Here is an 18,701-nt window from a genome sequence, read left to right as displayed (position 1 = left end):
AAATGAAATTGTAAACATTGGGAGGAAACGTGAAAAAATTAATCATATTAATTATTTTATTGGTGTCGGGTATTTCATTTTCAAAAACTTGTAATTGGATAAAAGATCCGAATATATATGTAACTAAGGAAATTGAACTTATAGGTCGTTCACGTTTGACAGGAAATATTTATTGCGATGTAGAACGTGATTTTATGACTTATTATGTTGGGCTAGATAATTTGGAAGTTGGATTAGTTTACAATATACGTGAAAGAAGAGAATTGACATATGAGAATATTTTTAAAATATTAATTGATTTTGAAAATGATATTGCAAAACTGATTCCTACAAATATTCCAAAAAAAGATGAAAAGAAAAAACCAAGATATTATACTTTCAGACTTTATGCTTATGATGCAACTAAAAAAGATACTTTTATGCTATTTAAATATATTTTAGACACAAATAAGATTGACGGGGACTGGAAAACATATTATAATAATGAAATTTTCTCCAAAACAAGCGAGAAAATGCGAAAAACATTGAAGGATAGCGGATATAATCCTACTGAAGATATTGTGTATTAATTAAGGGGAAAAATGGAATTAATTTTAGAAGAAGATATTGTATATAGAACAAAAATAAACGACTTTGGCGTGGAGCCGGTTAACAAAAGAATTATAACAACTGGAGAAAAGCTGATATATTTTAATAAAAATAAATTTGAAAAGGAAAGCGGTGGAAAAGTAAAAAATTGCGAAATTATAAAATATATAAAAGAAAAAAACCAGTTATTTGTTTCAAGTATGTTTTTTGTTTCGACTCCAAATGGAAAAGTGTACAAATGTGATGGAAATAAAAAGAAAATAGTTGAACTTGTATTCGATACAAATGATAGCATAAAAGTAATGAATTTTATAACAAGTGGCAGGATTGTCTATATTGAAAAAAATTGTCTATTTTCCTATGATGTTGACACAGAGGAACTTATTTCTACAAAGTTGACAAGAACTAGAAAAAATGGAAATTATAAAATTTTCACAAGTGGAGAAAACGTTATAATCAAATTTAGGGAAGACCATAAACATATAAATACAATAAATATTTTTGAAAATAAATTAAAAAAAATATTTGAAGTAAAAACGGAAAATAATCACACTTACTCAAAAATAGTGGGACTTCAATATTTTGCAGGAACAGAAGATGGTGAAATAGAAATATGGAACATTTTGGATCAGGAACTTTATAATTCGATAAAAATTTCTGACAGAAAAATAACGTACATTGAAGAATTTGAAGGGAAATATTTTATTGGTTTGGAAAATGGAGAATTGGTAATTACAGACAGTAAATTTCATATTTTAAAACAGGAAAAAGTATTGAAGGAAGGAATTGTAAAAATTTGTGTAATTGAAGATGAAATTTATGTTATGGGGTGTGGAAATAGGATAGTTAAGTATAGGATGGTTTTATAAAAAGATATTTTATTTATTAATCACAGTTATTAATTTAGCTGTGATTTTTTTTGAAAATTCATTTTACAATTTTAATTGTAAAAATTGTGTATAAATGTTATAATTTGGCGAAAAAATAAGTCAAAAAAATAATTAAAAATATATAGAAAAATAAATAATTTTTAAGACTATCAAAAAAAGATTTTAAAACCAAATCTAAATAATAAATTTATCTGTATTTAAAAGAGTTTTAAAAATATGAAAGAAATTGATGGAAAAGGAGAGGAAGTGATGAATGAGTTGGAAAATAATAAAATTAAGCTATATGGATTCAATAATCTAACAAAGACATTAAGTTTTAATATTTATGATATTTGCTATGCGGAAACAGAGAGGGAGCAGAAGGACTATATTGCATATATTGACGAGCAATATAATTCAGAAAGGCTTACAAAAATACTTATTCGTGTTGCAGAAATGATAGGAGCACAAGTCTTGAATATATCAAAGCAGGATTATGAGCCACAAGGAGCTTCTGTAAATGTTTTAATTGCAGAAGAAAGAATAAGTCCTAAGAACATTGATAAATCTTGTAATCAAGGGAAACCATTCTTTGAAGAAATTGGGATAGATAGCCAGAGCATGAAAAAGGGAAATACAAGTCAAGACACCGACACGGTTCACGCTCATTTGGATAAAAGCCATATAACGGTGCATACTTTCCCGGAATACCATCCAGATAATTCAATTTCCACTTTTAGAGTGGATATTGATATTGCAACTTGTGGGGAAATTTCGCCATTAAATACGTTAAACTATCTGATAGACAGCTTTGATTCGGATATAATTACGATTGATTACAGAATACGTGGATTTACAAGAGATATTTCAGGAAAGAAATTTTTTACAGATCACAATATAACTTCTATTCAAGATTATATTGAGCTAGAAAAGTTAAAAATTTACGATGCTATAGATGTAAATGTGTATCAGTCAAATATTTTTCATACAAAAATGCTTATAAAGGAAATCAGATTACAAAATTATCTATTCAATCAAGATGTTTATGAAATTGCACCTAAAAAAAGGCTGGAAATTACAGATAGACTTAGGAAGGAAATGATTGAAATTTATAGTGGAATGAATATCTATTAAGCATTTATAAAGCAAAGGGGAACAGTCGCCATCCCCTTTTATTTCGCAATATTAGTTATTTTAATTTCTTTAAATCATAACATCTGAAGATTTTGGCGAAAGTGCTACGCACTAATCCCCACTTGTCTAAGCATTTTTTGAAATGAAATTAAAATTTTGGAAATTTATAATAAATATTTTTTTAATAAAATAAATTTTTTAGTTTTAGTAAACTGACGGAGCTTTTATTTGTTCAGCTACGATTGTCTGACGACTGAAAGGAGGAGTTTCGGAGTTGGGCAAATAAAAGTCGTAGTCTAGCCATAGGTGCAGGATTTGCGGCAATGAGCAATCCTGCGAAAATAAAGAAAAAACATAATAAAAATAGTAAAAACTGTTATTAAACAAAATAACTTTTATTCCTTGTTAAATAGTATATAATTCAAAATTTATTAAATATTTGCTTTTTAAATAAAGGAATAATATTAATAAAAAATTTGGAGATTTAAAATTATGAATAAATAAAAAAATATGGAAGGAGTTGAAGAAATGGGGAAAAATATAAATAGAAATAAACAGAATAAGACTGTTCTTTTTGATGCTTTAAAAAATCATCTTTCTAACAGGGTTGTGAGATTTGATGTGCCAGGGCATAAGGGAGGGCGTGGAAATAAGGAGTTTCGAGATTTTATCGGGCTGGATGCCATGCAGATGGATGTTAATTCGATGAAACCGCTTGATAATTTATGCCATCCGACTTCGGTTATTAAAGAGGCTCAGGATATAGCGGCGGAGGCTTTTGGGGCAAAGGAGGCTTATTTTATGGTAAGCGGGACGACTGGGGCTGTACAGGCTATGATTATGGCAACTTGCAAGGCTGGAGATAAAATCATTATTCCAAGAAATGTGCATAGAAGTGCTATTAATGCACTGGTAATTTGTGGAGCGATACCAGTTTATATTAATCCCGGACTTAACAAGAAATTGGGAATATCACTTGGAATGTCGATTAATGATGTGAAAAAGGCAATTCAGGAAAATCCTGATGCAAAAGCAATATTAGTGAATAATCCCACTTATTACGGAATTTGTTCAGATTTAAAATCTATTGTAAAACTGGCACATGAAAATGATATGTTTGTGCTAGTTGATGAGGCACACGGAGCACATTTTTACTTTGATGAAAATTTACCAATTTCAGCAATGGAAGCTGGAGCAGATATGGCGGCAATCAGTATGCATAAGACAGGCGGTTCTTTAACACAAAGTTCGATTTTGTTAAGTGGTGAGAGAATAAATGCTGATTATGTTCGGCAAGTTATAAACTTGACTCAAACTACGAGTGCATCGTATTTACTTATGACTTCGCTTGATGTGGCAAGAAAAAATTTGGCGATAAACGGAAGAGAACTTTTTGAAAAAACAGTTAAATTTGCAGAATATGCCAGAAATGAAATTAATAAACTAGGTGGGTATTATGCGTATGGGAAAGAACTGATTGATGGAGATTCGGTTTATGACTTTGATACGACAAAATTATCTGTGTATACAAAAGATATTGGGCTTGCTGGAATTGAAGTTTATGATATTTTGCGGGATGATTATGAAATTCAGATTGAATTTGGAGATTTGGGAAATATTTTGGCGATAATTTCCGCGGGGGACAGAGGATTGGAAATAGAACGGCTAATATCTTCGCTTGCAGAAATTAAACGGCTTTACTCAAAAGATTCCACAGGAATGTTTGATCACGAATATATAAATCCTGATGTTGTGCTTCCGCCACAAAAAGCCTTTTATTCAGAAAAGGAAATGATTCCGATAAAAGATAGTGCAGGTAAAATAAGTGGAGAATTTGTTATGGCTTATCCGCCAGGGATACCGATATTAGCACCAGGAGAACGAATTACTGAGGAAATCATAAATTATATCGAATATGCAAAGGAAAAAGGATGTCTATTAACAGGAACTGAGGATATGCATGTTGAAAAGATAAATGTTGTTTTGGAGTGAAAATTTTTGATGTAAAAACGCAGACAGTGTTTGCGAAATTCCAATTAAAATAAATGAAAGAAGGAAACAAAAATGGCTGACAACAGATTTTTGAAATTTTTTAATTATATTTTGCTAGTTGAAGGAAACTATTCTAATGATAAGAATGATAAAGGCGGGGAAACAAAATATGGCATTACTAAGGAAAGAGCTAGAGAATGTGGATATAAAGGTAGTATGAAAGATTTAACAAAAGCAATGGCACAAAAAATTTATGAAGAAAAATATTATAAGGCTAGAAAATTGGATCAAGTGAAAAATGATAAGGTGGCACTAAGCATATTTGATTTTTCAGTAAATGCTGGAAGATATGGAATTAAAAAGGCTCAGGAGGCTGTGAATAAGGTTTATGGTAAAAATGTTGTGAGTGTGGATGGAGCAATTGGACCTCAGACCCTAAAATATTTAAATGATGTTAATCCAGTTAAATTTTTGATGGTTTATCATAATTTACAGCGTGAATACTACAAATCTCTTGCTAAAAGAGATGCGACTCAGAATGATTTTTTGACAGGATGGTTAAATAGGGTTAAGGTTAAGGAAAATTATTTGAGAAACGTTTAATGAATGTAAGAAATAGAATAAAATTATAAAAAATGGAAAAGTTGAGGAATTTATAAAAAAGTTTCAAAGTACAAAACATTGGAAATAAAAGGTTAGATATTAAAAAAATAGGTAATACAAATTGAAAGGAGTGTAGCAGATGGAATTATGGTACACAGAAGAACATACGAAAAATGTTCGTTTTTCTATAAAGATTGATAAGCAGTTAGTTAGTGCAAAAAGTGATTTTCAGAGAATTGATATTTTTGAGTCGCCAGAATTTGGGCGATTTTTGACATTGGATGGATTTATGATGTTGACAGAAAAGGATGAGTTTATTTACCATGAGATGATAACTCACGTTCCTATGGCTGTAAATCCTAAGGCTAAGAAAATATTGGTAATTGGTGCTGGAGATGGAGGTACTGTTCGTGAACTTGTAAAATATGAACATATTGAGAGAATTGATATGGTGGAAATTGACAAGATGGTTGTCGATCTTTGTCGTCAATATTTGCCTAAGACGGCTAATAAGCTGGATGATAAGAGAGTTTATATTTATTATGAGGATGGATTGAAATTTGTACGTTCCAAGGCAAATGAATATGACATTGTAATTGTAGATTCGACAGATCCGTTTGGACCTGGAGAAGATTTATTTACAAGAGAATTTTATGGAAACTGCTTTAACGCACTAAAAGAGGACGGAATTCTTGTAAATCAGCATGAAAGTCCATATTATGAAGCAGATGCTAAGGCAACAGCAAGAGCAAGTAAACAGTTAAGAGCAGTATTCCCTTTTGCAACAGTCTATCAGCTACATATACCGACATATCCGTCAGGACATTGGCTATTTGGATTTGCTTCAAAAAAATATAATCCTGTAGAAGATTTGAAGGCTGATAAATGGAATAAGTTTGGAATAGAAACAAGATATTATAATACAGAATTGCATAAAGGGGCTTTTGCTTTGCCAAATTATGTGAAAGATTTAATAAAATAATTTAAAATAAAAACTAGAAGGAGAAGTTATATGAAAAATAAAAATATACATACATTTGTAGGGTGTGACAATGAATATAATGAGAGCAAAATCGCTATTTTTGGAGCACCATTTGACAGCACAACTTCGTTTAGACCAGGGACTAGATTTGCTTCGGCGGTTATGAGAAATGAGAGTTTTGGGATAGAAACGTATAGTCCGTATCAAGATAAGGATTTGGAAGATATTAAGGTTTTTGATGGAGGAGATTTGGAACTTTCATTTGGAAATTCGGAAAGTACGTTGCAGGATATTCAGGATGAAACAGCAAAAATTTTGAAGGATGGGAAAATTCCGTTTATGATTGGTGGAGAGCATTCTGTTACGTTGGGAGCTGTGAGAGCAGTTGCTGAAAAATATCCAGATTTGTATATTATTCAGTTTGATGCACATACAGACTTGAGAGATGAGTATTTAGGGCAGTATTATTCGCATGCTTCTGTAATTAGAAGATGTTGGGATATTGTTGGAGATGACAGAATTTTTCAGTTTGGAATAAGAAGTGGGGAAAGAGATGAATGGAAATTTGCAAAGGAACATCTTCATACAACAAAATTTAATTTTGATGGACTTGATGAAGTTGTAGAAAAATTAAAAGGGAAACCTGTGTATTTTACATTGGATCTAGATGTGCTTGATCCATCGGAATTTCCTGGAACTGGAACGCCTGAAGCTGGAGGAGTTACTTTTGTGGAACTACATAAGGCAATAGAAAAAATTTCGCAGTTAAATATTGTTGGGCTTGACATGAACGAATTATCGCCTGTATATGATCAGTCTGGGCAATCTACGGCACTAGCTTGCAAACTGCTTAGGGAAATTCTGCTGTTTATTTATAAATAGTCTAGTTTGGTATTGACCAGGTAAAAAGGGAGGAATGTTAAATGAAGAAAAAACTGCCAATAGGAATATCAGATTTTAAAAAAATAATAGACGGAAATTACTATTATTTTGATAAAACAGAATTGATAAAAAGCATTATAGGAGAACCTGGCGAAGTTAAGCTGTTTACACGTCCGAGAAGATTTGGAAAAACACTTAATATGTCGATGATAAAATATTTTTTTGATATTGAAAATAAAGATGGAAATAAAAAACTGTTTGAGAATTTAAAAATTTCTGAAAATGAGTATTTTGAAAAGCAGGGAACCGCTCCAGTTATTTCTATTTCATTTAGGAATTATGATGAAAGTAGCTGGGGAAATGGGTTTGAGATGATAAAAAATACAATTTCGGATTTATATGATGAATTTGAATTTGTAAAGGAAAATTTAAGTGCGAGAAAAAAAGAAAAATACGATTCAATTTTATTTAACAGAGCAACAAAAGCAACATGGAAATTATCCTTGCTGGATTTAACAAAATATCTATATGAATATTATGGACAAAAAGTGGTAGTGCTAATAGACGAGTATGATCAGCCGATAATTGATTCATACGTGAAAGGCTATTATCAAGAAGCAATTAGCTTTTTTAAAACATTTTATGGAGTTGTCCTAAAGGATAATAATTATCTGGAAATGGGAATTATGACTGGGATTTTGAGAGTTGCAAAGGAAAATATATTTTCTGGATTGAATAATCTAAGAGTTCATACAATTCTGGACAATAGATTTACAGAATATTTTGGGATTACAGAAAGTGAAGTTGAGCAGGCTTTAAAGGATTTTGATTTAGAATTTGAACTTAAAGATGTCCAACGATGGTACAATGGATATTTGTTTGGAGATATAAAAGTTTACAATCCGTGGTCGATTATTAATTTTCTGAATGATGAAAAATTAAAGTCGTACTGGGTAAATACGAGTGGAAATGAATTGATAAAACTATATTTAAAAAAACTCAAAAATGAGATTTTTGATGATTTTTCAAAACTTTTGAATAAAAAATCCATTTTAAGAAGAATAGATGAGAATATGACTTTTGCAAACTTGGAAGCAAATTATGAAGAAAATATATGGAATTTGTTTTTTCACAGCGGTTATTTGACATTGGCAGAAGAAGTTCAAGATGATGAGGAACAAGTTTATTTGAAAATTCCGAATGAAGAAATATTAAAAATGTTTTCAAAAATGTTTATAGAAGTATATTTTGAGAATTATAACAGCTTTTATAATATGGTATATTCCTTAAAAAATGGAGATATCGAAATTTTTAAGAAGGAATTAAGAAAAATTTTATTGGAAAACATGGGAATATTGGATGTAAGCGGAGTTTATAAAGAGCAATTTTATCATGGCTTAATGCTTGGAATAATTTTGACTTTGAAAAATGAGTATGAAATAACTTCAAATAATTTTGCCGGGAAAGGCAGATATGATTTGCTTTTGAAGCCTAAAAATATGGAAAAAAGAAAAGAAGGGATTATTTTGGAATTGAAGGTTGTAAATGCAATGGAAAATTTGAGTGAAGATAAAATTTTTGAAAAATTAGAGAATGAGTGTGATATTGCACTACAGCAGATTGAAAAGAAAGAATATGCTTCTGTATTAAAAAATTCTGGAGTTGAGAATGTATTGAAAATTGGGATAGCATTTTTTGGAAAAGAAGTGGCAGTTAAATTTGATAGAAATTATAGTTAATACTAAATCCAATTTATATTAAACCCCATTTAAATAACGAATTTGTTACGGACTTTTCTAACAAAAGATATAAACCAATATTCTTATAATAATTGAAAATTTATTAAATATTCACTATTTAAATGGGGAATAGTATAAAATTATAAATTATTTTACAGATTAAAAATACATTTATAAAAAATTGTGAGTTTTGAGGAGGTTTTACAATGATTGACAAAATAAAGGAATTGGAAAATCTTGAGAATAAGTATAAGGAGATTGGGAAATTAAATTCTGAGATAGAATCAATAATTGCAAATATAAAAAATGAGGCTGGAATAAGCAGGGAAAAAGAACTTTTGGAAGATAATGAAAGGCTGGCGAAGGATTTAACGGCATTTCATGAAAAGATGAAAGTTAGGGAAGAGGAAATTGGAAGGCTTAAAAATAGTAATGCAGTGCTTATTGAGGAATTGAAGGAAGCGAAAAAGGTTAGGAGAAATGGTGAGATTGATAAGTTTCAGAATATTTTGGCTGAGAAGATGAATGTGGAATTGGAAAGTGGTGTGACCAGAAGGCTTTCTAATTATGCAGAGGAAATGAAGAGAAAAGTTAAAATGCTGGAAAGAAATCTTTATCACGAATTTTCAGATGAAGCTGATTCATTAAGAGATGAATTAAAAAAAATTGATGGGAAAATTGGTGATTTTTTAGAGAAAAGTAATAGGAAAACTTTTGAAAATAAAGTATTTCTCCAGGAGGAGTCTTCGGTTTTTCATAATAAAATAAAAGAAGAAACGGTTTTGAAGGAAGGGGAGTTTCTTTTTGAAAGAGAGAAAAAAAGATTTGTATTTGAAAAACTTATTGGTTTGAAGGGTTTTAACTTTTTAGGGATAATATCAATCTTTTTGGGAGTTTTTTTAGTATTTCGGACACAGTTTGCAAAAATTTTGGCAAATAATTATGTGAAAAGTTCGGCTTCGTATTTGCTTGGGATGTTTTTTCTTTTTGCTGGAGAAAAATTTTATCAGAAAAATAAGAAGCATTTTGCAGTTGAGCTGATTGGTGGTGGAATTGGGATTCTTTATTTGACTACACTTCTTTCCACGCTTTATCTCAAACTTTACCCAATTACAGCGGGACTTTTTATATCAGTAATACTGACAGGGCTGGTTGTAATTCTTTCATTGCGATATAATAGCCAGATAATCGGAGTATTGTCGCTGATTGGTGGATATTTGCCTTACGGAGCGTATATTTGGGTGAATAAGAGCAATGTCCAGATTTATTATGTTTTGGCATATTCTTTGATTTTGCAGGGAATTGTGCTTGGAGTTTCTTGGAAAAAGGACTGGATATACAGCAAGATTTTTGGATTTGTTACAGGTGTAGTAAATATGACGGGGCTGATTTATTACTTAAATTATAGTGTTCATGATAAGATCACGGCATTTTTCTACATCGTAATTTTTACAACAGCATACAGTTTCATTTTCCTAAATTCTCACAAAAAAGAAAATCGTCAAAGCAACGTAATCGACTATATATTTCTAAGTTTAAATCTAATTATAAAATTTTCATTGATTTACAGCCTGTTTGACAAGACAACACCAAGCTGGCTAAAAGCGGTATTAGTCGGAACAGTCGGAATAATTTACGGATTTTTTGGCGACAGGCTCAAGGACAACAAAGTTGCAAAAATCTTTTATATCGTGGCATTAGGAAGTTTTATCCTAATTATTCCGTTAATTGTGCCAGAAAAATTTGTTGTGGTTGCGTGGGGTGCTGAAACTGCACTATTATATTTCTTTTATAGAAAATATAAAAATAAAGAAATGCGATATGGAACGATTGGGATTTATCTAGTTTCGCTAGTGAGTAATTTAATTGTGCGGGAAGAAAAATATTTGCTTGTGTATATTCAAGATTTGATGATAATATCTTTTTCATTTGTGCTTTATTTCCTGATAAAACAAAAAAGCTACAAGACAGAAGTTAGGATTTTAAATGGAATATTTAAATATCTGATTTTTATTTATTCAATATTTTTTATAAATAAAGTTGTTTTTAATGTTGTTACTTCATTTAAAATGATAAATTATGGTGAAGATATATTTTTGAGTTTATTAGTTTCGCTTTTTGTTTTAAGAACAGTAACGTATAAAGCGAAAAAATTACAAGACAGTTTTAGTTTGAAATTCTTGATAATAATTGAAATAATTTATTTGTTATTTATAAATATGATTAATCTTATCCTGTATTTTTTTGGTTGGAGTTCGGATATATTAAAAGAAAGAGTACCAATAAGTTATATATTTCCGTTCTTTTTACCAATTTTAGTAAATATCTATTTATTTATGGTTGCTAAAAATGATATTCATTTATGCTTTTTCAAAAAAAATGAGAAAAAACCATTGTGGATACTCGGAGAATCAATATATTTCCTTTTTGTAGCAAATATTATTTTACGGATATATGAACATTCAGGTGTATTAATTTTAGGAGCTGGACTAGCTTTGGATATAGTTGGACTGCTATTATGTGGATATTTAGTCTGGAAAGGATTTAGAGTGCCAAATAGGAATGTTAGAAGAATTGGGCTTGGAATAGGAATATTTTTTGTGGCAAAAAGTTTTTTATGGGATTTCTTACGATTTGATAATTCCTATAAGTTGATTGCTTACTTTAGTATGGGGGCTATTTTGATTGGGACTTCTTATATTTATCAGACAGCTTTGAAGAAATTGGAGCAGGAAGTGAAAGAGAGTTTGAGTGGCACGGATTTTGGGAAAGGTGAGAAAAATGAAGAAAATAAATAAAATAATATTGTTTTTATTTTTAATAACAATTATTCAACTTTTTTCCAGCCAGTATTTTAAAACTATAAAAATAACAGGAAAGTCGGCATACAAGCAATTTTTTCTAACAGAGGATATTTATGAGAACAGTAAAAATAATCTTGGAGATATACGGATAATTGATAAGAACGGGAAAGAAGTTCCTTATGTTATCGAAACTGGAAAAGAGCAGGAAAAGCGTAGCGAAAAAATTGTGGCAAAGGCAAAAATAGATGAAGTATTGACGAAAAAGGATAAAATGGAATTTATTGTGAAATTTAATTCCGACAGTTCGTTAAAGGATATAATTGGAAACAGGCTCGAGTTGATTCCTTCCAAAAATTTTTACACCGAGTATACTTTGCTTGGAAGTAATAACGGTACAAATTGGGAACAGATAACTTCGGGAGAAATTTATAAGACACCTGATAAGTCAAACTTGACAATCGAATTTTCAGAAAAAAGATATGAATTTTATAAAATCGTAACGCCGTTGGATAAAGGGAATATCTTTAGTGAAGCAATTTTGAAATTGTCAAATAATGAGGCTGGAAAACTTAAAACTGTAGGGACAAAATTGGATTATAAGGTTGAGCAGGAAGGAAAAAGTACAATTTTGAAAATCAAGAGCAAGTTTTTGCCGTTAAAAAATATTGTTCTAGATGTAAATGATGAGTTTCAGAGAAATTATACTGTGAGAAGTGGAGATAATTTTTATGTGGAAGGCATAATTTCTAAAGTTGGGGAAAAGTCAAATTTGATGATAAATTTAGAAAATGTTCCAAAATTGTCTGAAATAATCGTTGAAATACAGAATGGAGATAATTCACCGCTCAAAACAAATGAAGTAACAGGAAACTATGTTCCAGACAGAATTGTGTTTAGGGCTACAGAAGGGGAAGATTATAAAATAACCTTTGGAGATGAAAGTTTAGATAAGCCTAAGTACGATATTGCGGAATTTGCTGATTCAATAAAAGAACGAGATGAAGTTTTTGTAGGAAAATTGGAAAAGGCAGATATAAAGAAAGTTTCAAAGCCAAGAGATTACACGGTTTATTATAATGTTTTTATAGGGGTGGTTGTGGTAATATTAATTGGATTTATGGTAAATAAAATAAATAAAAATAAAAAATAGAAGAGGAGAATGAATTATGAGTATTGTATTTATTTTAATAGGAATTTTGGTAGTTTTGGTTGTAATCGGAATGGGAATTTATAATAAATATATTAGACTAAAAAATCTGAATGAGGAAGGTTGGAGTGGAATAGGCGTATATTTGCAAAAAAGGCTGGATTTGATACCAAATCTTGTTAATACTGTTAAAGGTTATGCAACACATGAAAAAGAAACACTCGAAAATGTGGTAAAATTAAGAAGTCAAATGATGTCGATTGATACAAAGGATATTGACAATATTGAAAAAATTCAAAAGCTTGAAAATGAAATGACAAAAACGTTAAGATCAATAATGATGTTACAGGAAAATTATCCAGACTTGAAGGCAAACGAAAACTTTTTGAGCCTGCAATCTCAACTAACTCAAATAGAAACAGAAATTCAAAGTTCAAGAAAATATTATAACGGAACAGCAAGAGACAGAAATACTTTTGTGGAAACTTTTCCAAATAATATTTTTGGTGGAATTTTTGGATTCAAAAAGGCTGAGTTCTTTAATGCTGTGGAAGGAGCAGAAAAAGCTCCAGAAGTTAAGTTTTAATTTGTTTAAAGTTTTGTAAAATTATCGTAAAGGAAATAACTTTATGGAAATAAGTTTGACTCAAATAATAATTTTATTGATAATGCTATTAACATTGGTGATTTATAGCTATATTACGTGGAAAAAATTTGGGAAGGATTCTGTCGATGAAATTATGTCGGTGTCAGAGCCACCTAAAGAAATTTCGGCAATGATGGCTACTTATATAAATAGTTCTCGGAAAGAAATACCAGATTATTTGGTATATATTGGATTGTTGGAGTTGATAAGCAAAGGATTTGTAATAATTGAGGATTATGTTGACTTGAAAAAATATAATAAAGTTAAGAAAAATTTAAAAATGACAGAAGATGAATACGAAATAAAAAAAGATAAAAAAACTGTTGAAATCATTGACATTGAAAAATATTATAGACAGATAACCAAGAAGAAATATGGGTTCAATATGGAAAAAGTCAATGATTATGGGTGCAGGCAGTGGGAACTTTCGGAAGAGGAGAGAATGGTTCTGGAATTTTTAATTGAATATGATAAGGACACTATTCTTGGGCATAAAAAGCCTATTATGAACCAGCTTCTTAAAATTCTTGAGGTTTTAAAGGAAAAATTTGATGGGAGAGGAAACTACGCTTTCTTGTATTTAATTGGAATAAAGTCTGTAAATAGGGAAAAATGGGATAAAAGGCTTTATACTTCAAATTGGAGATTCCGAATATTTTATATAATTATAATATTTTTGTTTGGAATTTTTCTTTTTATTTTTGAAGGATTTGAGGGAATTGTGCCATTAATTATTTTTTTTCCTATGTATTTTTGGGCAATGTTATTATCAGGTTTGATTTTTGTAATTTTAAAAAATAAAATGTTTCCGATGGTTATCAGGTTAGCAGTTTTTATTTTAATAGGTCTATTTGAAGTTATTATATTATTTTTTTCTGGACTTATGGTTTATGGACTTGGAATATCTGGGATAATTCTAACTTTAGTTGCTATTCTTCAGTTTTTTTATTTTAAAAATATTGGAAAATATACAGATAGAGGAATTGAAGTCAAAAGAAATCTAGAAGGATTGAAGAAATACATAAAAAGTGGTGAAACTAGAAAATTTGAGAATATAGAAGAGTTGATTTCATATTTTAAAAAGATTTTACCATTTTCACAAGCTTTGAAAGTGCAAAAACATGTTGTAAAGATGGTGGAAAAATCTATAGAAATATCAGGATTTAATGATAAAAAGGAATATATTGAAAATATGCTTAATATATTTATTTATAAAAATGATAAATTTATGAAATCGTTTGGGAATGAGATATTTACAAACGAGATATTGGAAAGGGCTCGTAATGATGCATTGGGAGGAAATTACTATGAAGAGTTTTAGCAATCGAAAATGGAAGAGTATTTTTTCAATAAGTTTTGTATTTTTCGCATTGTTTTTTTTTAATGCAAAATCATTAATTTCTGAAAAAATAAAGAATTATGAAGTTACAGTTCAGATGAATAAAAATGGGACTTTGACAGTAAATGAAGTGATTGACTATGAATTTGACGGTTCGGCAAAGCACGGGATTTATAGGGATATTCCATTACGTTCAAAGAAAAATGGCGTGGATATTTACAAATCTTATATAAAAATGAATTCAATAAAGAGAAACGGTATTTCTGAAGAATATTCTACGAAACTTTTTGATGAAGGTATTAGATATAGGGTTGGTTCTGCAGACAGATTTGTGGAAAATGGCGTAAATAGATACGAATTTAATTACGTGATTTATAATGCAGTATTTGAAAAAAATGGAATCTATCAGGTTTACTTTAATGCAATTGGTCAATTTTGGCAAGTTCCTATTGAAAAAGCTGCGGTAAATATAAAATTTGCAAATGGAGAACCTGTTTTAAAAAATGAAATTAGACAATTAGATATTTTTACAGGTGAATATGGACAAAATGGAAAAGATTATATTACAAATTTGAATAATGGAACTGTTGAAATTAAAACAAATAAGGTTTTAGAGGCATATAATGGATTAAGTTTTCGTCTGAATTTAAAAACAGATAATATAAGCCCAACATTTTGGGATAAATTACAGACACTTTATTATGCTCATCCTTTAATTGCTGTAGGACCGATTATAATAATAATTCTAGCAATTTATGGATTTGTAACGTGGTATATATTTGGAAGAGATGTGGATAAAAAGGCAATTGTTCCTGAATTTAACATACCAAAGGATATTTCTGCCATGTATGCGGCTTACATCAATGGAGAAAGGGAGCCAAAAGAAATATTGACAATCGGAGTGCTTTCATTGCTTTCTAAAGGTTATGTTGAAGCTAATGACGAAGAAGGTAATGGAAGAAATGTAGAATATACATTGTCTGACAGTAGAAAAAGCAAACCTGAATTAGCAGAAGAAGAAAAGATTGTTTTTAATGCTCTTTCTGATAATGGATATATATTTAAAAAAGAAAGAAGTCTTTACGACGCTTCAAATAAAATATTAAAATCATTTGAAAGAGAGTATAAAAAGAAAGTTTACAAGGATAATAACATTTTTAATATTGTCTTTATTGTCGGTATGATTATAGTTTTTATGATTTCGTCAACTGCAAGCGGCGGAACGGCAGGTATTTCTGATGGCATTTCCGGAGCAGTTTCTCTAGTTATGGTTGCTATTTTCTTTGGAATAGTATTAAATACGATTTTTTCAATTATCAATAATATTTATGGAAATAATAGTAAATTTTTAAAAATTATTAAGTGGATAGCAGTATTATTCTTTTCATTAATATATGGAGTTTTAAATTTCATTATAATTGGAATAATTATGGCAATGTATGCTGTTTATTCAAAAATAATTGGAAGATATACTGTTGATGGAATGAGAAAAAAAGAATACTTGGATGGCATGAAAATGTACATAAAGACTGCTGAAGCAAATCAGATTATGAAATTTAATGATGTAGATGAGCTGGTAGCTTATTTTAAAGGTATATTGCCTTATGCGGTAGCTCTTGGTGTAAAGAATGAAGTAGTAAAACTTATGAAGAATACAATAAAACTTTATGATTTTGATGAAAGTACATATTCTTACATAAATAGAGGAGTACATTTTAATTCATACAATAATTTCTTTTTATCAGATATGATTTCAAGAGGTTATAACAATGCATACAATGAAATAGCAGAAGAAAGATTTAGCACTTTGAGAGAAAACTCTAGAAATTCGAGCGGAAGCGGTTTTGGCGGAGGCGGATTCTCAAGTGGTGGAGGCTTCTCTGGCGGAGGTTCCGGCGGGGGAGGTGGAGGAAGCTGGTAGAAATACTGGCTTTTTACGATTTTTACATAAATTTTAAATTTGTATAATTGTTAAAGTTTGATACTGAAAAAGTTTTAGAATAACTAAAAATAAGGATAGATAAAATATGATATTTCAAGATAAAAAATTTTCAATATTATTTATGTTTATGGTGATGTTTTTATTTAATTCAAGCAGGCTTGTTGCAGTAATATTGCATAGTGAAAAAATAAGAAATTATGAAGTTACAGTGCAAATTAATAAAAATGGCACGCTGACTGTAAATGAAGTGATTGATTATCAGTTTGGCGAAGAGTTTAAGCACGGGATTTATAGAGATATTCCTTTGCGTTCAAAAAGGTTTGGATTTGATGTTCATAAGTCTTTTATCAAAATGAATTGGATAAAGAGGGACGGAAAGGATGAAGAATATACAAAAAATCATTTTTATGAAGGAATAAGGTACAGAATAGGTTCCGAAACAGAACTTGTAAATTTGTATAAGACTGAGAGCGTATATGAGCTGAATTACGATATTTATAATGCTGTGTTTGAAAAAGATGGAATTTATCAAGTGTATTACAATGCTATTGGACAGTTTTGGAATGTTCCTATTGAACAGGCAAGTGTTATTATAAGATTTCCTGATGGGCAAAAAATTAAAAAAAATGAAATTGAAAAGTTGGAAGTTTATACTGGAAGTTATGGAGAAAAAGGTGAAAATTATGACATTTTAGAAAATGATGAGGAAATACACATTTCAACAAAAGAGCTGGAGGCCAAAAATGGGCTTACATTTATGCTAAATTTGAAAACGGATAAAATAAGTCCAACTTTAGTAGATAAGCTAAAAATTGTATATCTTTCCAATCCAGCAATAATAATTTTGCCATTTTTATTGTTATTTTTAACAATATATTCTATTGTAACGTGGAAGTTTTTTGGAAAAGATCCGCAAGGGAAATCTGTAATTCCAGAATTTAATTTACCAAAAGACATTTCTCCAATGTTTGCGGCATATATAAATGGTGAAAGAGACACAGTGGAGATATTAAATGCAGGAATATTTACATTACTTACAAAAGGCTTTATAGTAGCAAATAGAGTTAATGGTGAAATTAAATATAACAAGGAATCCAAAACTGTGTATACACAGGAAACTGAGCTGGCGGAAGAGGAAAGGATGCTGCTTGATTCTCTTTCTTCAGAAAAGAATGATATTTTTGGTAGTGAAAAAAGAATTTATAATAAGGCAAATAGTATCATTGAAATTTTAAAGGATAAGTATCATAAAATAATTTATAAAAATAATGGAAGTTTTTTAGTTCCGTTTTATTGTGCAGCTCCTGTTTTTATGATTTTTATATTTTCACAGACAAATTTTGAGATTTTCAATCCTTTTATAATATTGTATATACTTATAACATTAGGCTCATTTTTTCATAGAATTTGGATAACAGTTAGTAAAAAATTGTTAATAGGATTAGTAATTATAGTGATTTTAGGTGTGTCTTTTTATCAGGGAATTGAGATTTTTGTTTTTACAACATATTTTGTAATATTGTTTATTGTGTATGCAAAGTTAATTGGTAAATATACAAATGAAGGCTTAAGAAAAAAAGAGTACCTGAAAGGTATGAAAATGTATATAAAAACAGCAGAAGAGAATCAGATAAGAAAATTTGATAATGTAAAGGAATTAATCGAATATTTTAATGGAATTTTGCCTTTTGCAGTAGCACTTGGAGTAAAAAATGAGGCAATAAAATTAATGAAAAAAACAATAAAATTATACAACTTCGACATAAATGAATCTTATATAAATAGCCACACTCATATGTATGCTTATAGTAACAACAGTTTTACGAACATATTTTCAAGAAGTTACAGCAGTGGAAAATCGAAAATTATGAGTGAAAAATTTAGTTCATCTAAGAGTGGCTCAGGCGGAGGAGGCTTCTTTAGTGGAGGCGGCTTCTCTGGCGGAGGTTCTGGCGGAGGAGGTGGAGGAAGCTGGTAGAAATACTGGCTTTTTTTCTTATTGTAAAGTATTGTTTTTTAGTTTATAATATTGGT

14 protein-coding genes are annotated in these 18,701 nt (G+C 29.8%); all 14 read left to right on the top strand.

All coding sequences use genetic code 11. The features are described from left to right. The first annotated feature begins 29 nt into the window (after positions 1-29). The 14 genes from BQ5344_RS11540 (at position 30) to BQ5344_RS11475 (ending at position 18,645) form a co-directional block, all read left to right on the top strand. Positions 30-569, top strand: a complete 540-nt coding sequence (locus tag BQ5344_RS11540; protein WP_036071185.1) for a hypothetical protein — start codon at positions 30-32, stop codon at positions 567-569. A gap of 12 nt (positions 570-581) precedes the next feature. Continuing rightward, on the top strand, positions 582-1,457 hold the full coding sequence (locus tag BQ5344_RS11535; protein ID WP_071125427.1) for a hypothetical protein: 876 nt from the start codon (positions 582-584) through the stop codon (positions 1,455-1,457). Positions 1,458-1,694: 237 nt separating this feature from the next. Next, positions 1,695-2,591, top strand: coding sequence for an adenosylmethionine decarboxylase (speD, locus tag BQ5344_RS11530; RefSeq protein WP_235846156.1), 897 nt, complete (start codon positions 1,695-1,697; stop codon positions 2,589-2,591). Between the two features lie 528 nt (positions 2,592-3,119). Further along, the gene (locus tag BQ5344_RS11525; RefSeq protein WP_071125558.1) at positions 3,120-4,583 is read left to right on the top strand and encodes an aminotransferase class I/II-fold pyridoxal phosphate-dependent enzyme; all 1,464 of its coding nucleotides are present in this window, start codon (positions 3,120-3,122) and stop codon (positions 4,581-4,583) included. Positions 4,584-4,655: 72 nt separating this feature from the next. Then, on the top strand, positions 4,656-5,186 hold the full coding sequence (locus BQ5344_RS11520) for a glycoside hydrolase family 108 protein (RefSeq protein ID WP_071125426.1): 531 nt from the start codon (positions 4,656-4,658) through the stop codon (positions 5,184-5,186). Positions 5,187-5,325: 139 nt separating this feature from the next. Continuing rightward, positions 5,326-6,168 (top strand): polyamine aminopropyltransferase, encoded by an 843-nt coding sequence (speE, locus tag BQ5344_RS11515; protein ID WP_071125425.1) that lies wholly within the window; start codon positions 5,326-5,328, stop codon positions 6,166-6,168. 30 nt (positions 6,169-6,198) lie between these two features. Then, complete coding sequence (speB, locus tag BQ5344_RS11510; protein ID WP_071125424.1) at positions 6,199-7,050, top strand: agmatinase; 852 nt, start codon at positions 6,199-6,201, stop codon at positions 7,048-7,050. Between the two features lie 41 nt (positions 7,051-7,091). Further along, positions 7,092-8,789: an AAA family ATPase gene (locus BQ5344_RS11505; protein ID WP_071125423.1), complete on the top strand. Its 1,698-nt coding sequence runs from the start codon at positions 7,092-7,094 to the stop codon at positions 8,787-8,789. 206 nt (positions 8,790-8,995) lie between these two features. After that, a complete protein-coding gene (locus tag BQ5344_RS11500; RefSeq protein WP_071125422.1) occupies positions 8,996-11,587 on the top strand; it encodes a DUF2339 domain-containing protein in 2,592 nt (863 codons plus the stop codon). Beyond that, positions 11,571-12,743, top strand: coding sequence for a hypothetical protein (locus BQ5344_RS11495; protein WP_083378255.1), 1,173 nt, complete (start codon positions 11,571-11,573; stop codon positions 12,741-12,743). Before BQ5344_RS11500 ends, BQ5344_RS11495 begins: the two co-directional genes overlap by 17 nt. Before the next feature lie 16 nt (positions 12,744-12,759). Next, positions 12,760-13,326: a LemA family protein gene (locus tag BQ5344_RS11490; RefSeq protein ID WP_021768382.1), complete on the top strand. Its 567-nt coding sequence runs from the start codon at positions 12,760-12,762 to the stop codon at positions 13,324-13,326. 43 nt (positions 13,327-13,369) lie between these two features. Beyond that, the gene (locus BQ5344_RS11485) at positions 13,370-14,707 is read left to right on the top strand and encodes a DUF2207 family protein (RefSeq protein WP_071125421.1); all 1,338 of its coding nucleotides are present in this window, start codon (positions 13,370-13,372) and stop codon (positions 14,705-14,707) included. After that, a complete protein-coding gene (locus BQ5344_RS11480; RefSeq protein ID WP_071125420.1) occupies positions 14,694-16,646 on the top strand; it encodes a DUF2207 domain-containing protein in 1,953 nt (650 codons plus the stop codon). The genes BQ5344_RS11485 and BQ5344_RS11480 overlap by 14 nt, the downstream gene beginning before the upstream one ends. Before the next feature lie 106 nt (positions 16,647-16,752). Beyond that, on the top strand, positions 16,753-18,645 hold the full coding sequence (locus BQ5344_RS11475) for a DUF2207 domain-containing protein (protein WP_071125419.1): 1,893 nt from the start codon (positions 16,753-16,755) through the stop codon (positions 18,643-18,645). The last annotated feature ends 56 nt before the right edge of the window (positions 18,646-18,701 follow it).

The sequence above is a fragment of the Leptotrichia massiliensis genome (assembly GCF_900104625.1).
Lineage (GTDB): Bacteria > Fusobacteriota > Fusobacteriia > Fusobacteriales > Leptotrichiaceae > Leptotrichia > Leptotrichia massiliensis.
This window is presented reverse-complemented; position numbering and strand designations above follow the sequence as displayed.

Excerpts from the sequence above, each read along its gene's own strand:
- BQ5344_RS11520 (WP_071125426.1), top strand. The coding sequence starts at position 4,656 with ATGGCTGACAACAGATTTTTGAAATTTTTTAATTATATTTTGCTAGTT.
- BQ5344_RS11475 (WP_071125419.1), top strand. The coding sequence starts at position 16,753 with ATGATATTTCAAGATAAAAAATTTTCAATATTATTTATGTTTATGGTG.
- speB (WP_071125424.1), top strand. The coding sequence starts at position 6,199 with ATGAAAAATAAAAATATACATACATTTGTAGGGTGTGACAATGAATAT.
- BQ5344_RS11495 (WP_083378255.1), top strand. The coding sequence starts at position 11,571 with ATGAAGAAAATAAATAAAATAATATTGTTTTTATTTTTAATAACAATT.
- BQ5344_RS11480 (WP_071125420.1), top strand. The coding sequence starts at position 14,694 with ATGAAGAGTTTTAGCAATCGAAAATGGAAGAGTATTTTTTCAATAAGT.
- BQ5344_RS11490 (WP_021768382.1), top strand. The coding sequence starts at position 12,760 with ATGAGTATTGTATTTATTTTAATAGGAATTTTGGTAGTTTTGGTTGTA.
- BQ5344_RS11485 (WP_071125421.1), top strand. The coding sequence starts at position 13,370 with ATGGAAATAAGTTTGACTCAAATAATAATTTTATTGATAATGCTATTA.
- BQ5344_RS11500 (WP_071125422.1), top strand. The coding sequence starts at position 8,996 with ATGATTGACAAAATAAAGGAATTGGAAAATCTTGAGAATAAGTATAAG.
- BQ5344_RS11525 (WP_071125558.1), top strand. The coding sequence starts at position 3,120 with ATGGGGAAAAATATAAATAGAAATAAACAGAATAAGACTGTTCTTTTT.
- BQ5344_RS11505 (WP_071125423.1), top strand. The coding sequence starts at position 7,092 with ATGAAGAAAAAACTGCCAATAGGAATATCAGATTTTAAAAAAATAATA.
- speE (WP_071125425.1), top strand. The coding sequence starts at position 5,326 with ATGGAATTATGGTACACAGAAGAACATACGAAAAATGTTCGTTTTTCT.
- speD (WP_235846156.1), top strand. The coding sequence starts at position 1,695 with ATGAAAGAAATTGATGGAAAAGGAGAGGAAGTGATGAATGAGTTGGAA.
- BQ5344_RS11535 (WP_071125427.1), top strand. The coding sequence starts at position 582 with ATGGAATTAATTTTAGAAGAAGATATTGTATATAGAACAAAAATAAAC.